This window comes from Ideonella azotifigens (genome assembly GCF_006519715.1).
GTDB lineage: Bacteria > Pseudomonadota > Gammaproteobacteria > Burkholderiales > Burkholderiaceae_C > Ideonella > Ideonella azotifigens.
This window is the reverse complement of sequence record NZ_VIDT01000988.1, coordinates 1-1,552: the sequence shown is the minus strand read 5'-3', so window position 1 is coordinate 1,552 and position 1,552 is coordinate 1. Positions and strand designations below refer to the sequence as shown.

Sequence of the window (1,552 nt, the reverse complement as noted above, 5' to 3'; positions counted from 1 at the left end):
GGCCTACATCGGCCTGGTGCCCTCGGCGCTGGCCGTGCTGGCCTTCAACCGTGGCGTGAAGACGCTGGGCGCCGTCACCGGCACGGCCTTCCTGAACCTGGTCCCCGTCTCAGCCCTGCTGCTGGGCGCGCTGCTGGGGCATGTGCCCAACGGCCGCGAGCTGCTGGGCGTGGCGATGGTGATCGGGGCGCTGCTGCTGCACACCGCATCGCAACGTCAGACGGCCAGCGGTTCACGCCTTCCGACAGCGCCAGCGGCGGCCTGCGCGCGGTGAAGCCTCAGCGCGCCAGCTCGGCGCGCATCTGGTCGATCACCGCCTTGTAGTCCGGCTTGCCGAAGATCGCGCTGCCGGCCACGAAGGTGTCGGCACCAGCGTCGGCGATGCGGCGGATGTTGTCGACCTTCACGCCGCCGTCGATCTCCAGGCGGATGTCGCGGCCGGAGGCGTCGATGATCTTGCGCACCTGCTCGGCCTTCTTCAGCGTGTTCTCGATGAAGCTCTGGCCGCCGAAGCCGGGGTTCACGCTCATCAGCAGCACCACGTCGACCTTGTCGATGACCCACTCCAGCACCTCCACGCCGGCCGCCGGGTTGAACACCAGGCCGGCCTGGCAGCCTTCGGCCTTGATCAGCTGCAGCGTGCGGTCCACATGGGTCGAGGCGTCGGGGTGGAAGGTGATGATGTCGGCACCGGCCTTGGCGAAGGCCTGGGCCAGCGCGTCCACCGGCTGCACCATCAGGTGCACATCGATCGGCGCGGGCGTGCCGTCCGGCTTCACGGCATGTTTCTTCAGCGCCTCGCAGACCATCGGGCCGAAGGTCAGGTTCGGCACGTAGTGGTTGTCCATCACGTCGAAATGGATCCAGTCGGCACCGGCGGCGAGCACGGCGCGCACCTCCTCGCCCAGGCGGGCAAAGTCGGCAGACAGGATGCTGGGCGCGATGCGAAAGGTCTTGCTGGACATGGTGGAGCGAGCGGGTTGGGGGCGGCAAATAGCCGTGGCCTGGCGGGGAAAACCGCGAATTTTAGGAGGGCTTGCTAGGATTCGCCCATGACCCCTGCCCAATTCGCCTGCACGGTGGTGACGCAATACCTGCCCGAAGAGTCTTCTTCCTCGGAGCAGGTCTATGCCTTCGCCTACACCATCACCGTGCGCAACACCGGACCGGTGACCGCCCAGCTCGTCGCAAGACACTGGATCATCACCGACAGCGCCGGCCATGAGGAGCAGGTGCGCGGCCTGGCCGTCGTCGGCCACCAGCCGGTGCTCAAGCCCGGCGAACAGTTCGAGTACACCAGCTGGACCCGGCTGGCCACCCCGCGCGGCCAGATGAAGGGCACCTTCTTCTGCATCAGCGAAGACGCGCACTGGTTCGAGACGCCCGTGCCCGAGTTCGAGCTGCTGCTGCCGCAGGCCCTGCACTGATGGCAGGCCAGCGCTGGGACCTGACGGCGCTGCTCAATGCAGCCGACCCCAACGCCCCGGCGGTCGAGCGCCATTTGTGGATGGTGCGGCTGCTGGAGTGGCTGCGCAGCGTGCCGGCCGAGCCA

Annotated in this window: 3 protein-coding genes; 2 read left to right on the top strand and 1 reads right to left on the bottom strand. The window is 67.8% G+C overall.

Going from position 1 to position 1,552, the window contains the following annotated elements; all coding sequences use genetic code 11:
- On the top strand, positions 1-274 hold a 274-nt coding region (locus tag FKP22_RS29945; RefSeq protein WP_141291862.1), incomplete at its 5' end, for an EamA family transporter.
- Positions 275-278: 4 nt separating this feature from the next.
- On the opposite strand, the gene rpe is transcribed toward FKP22_RS29945, so the two are convergent.
- Complete coding sequence (gene rpe / locus FKP22_RS29940; protein WP_141291861.1) at positions 279-965, bottom strand: ribulose-phosphate 3-epimerase; 687 nt, start codon at positions 963-965, stop codon at positions 279-281.
- Between the two features lie 87 nt (positions 966-1,052).
- Between rpe and apaG the strand changes: the two genes are divergently transcribed.
- The gene (gene apaG, locus FKP22_RS29935; RefSeq protein WP_141291860.1) at positions 1,053-1,427 is read left to right on the top strand and encodes a Co2+/Mg2+ efflux facilitator ApaG/CorD; all 375 of its coding nucleotides are present in this window, start codon (positions 1,053-1,055) and stop codon (positions 1,425-1,427) included.
- The last annotated feature ends 125 nt before the right edge of the window (positions 1,428-1,552 follow it).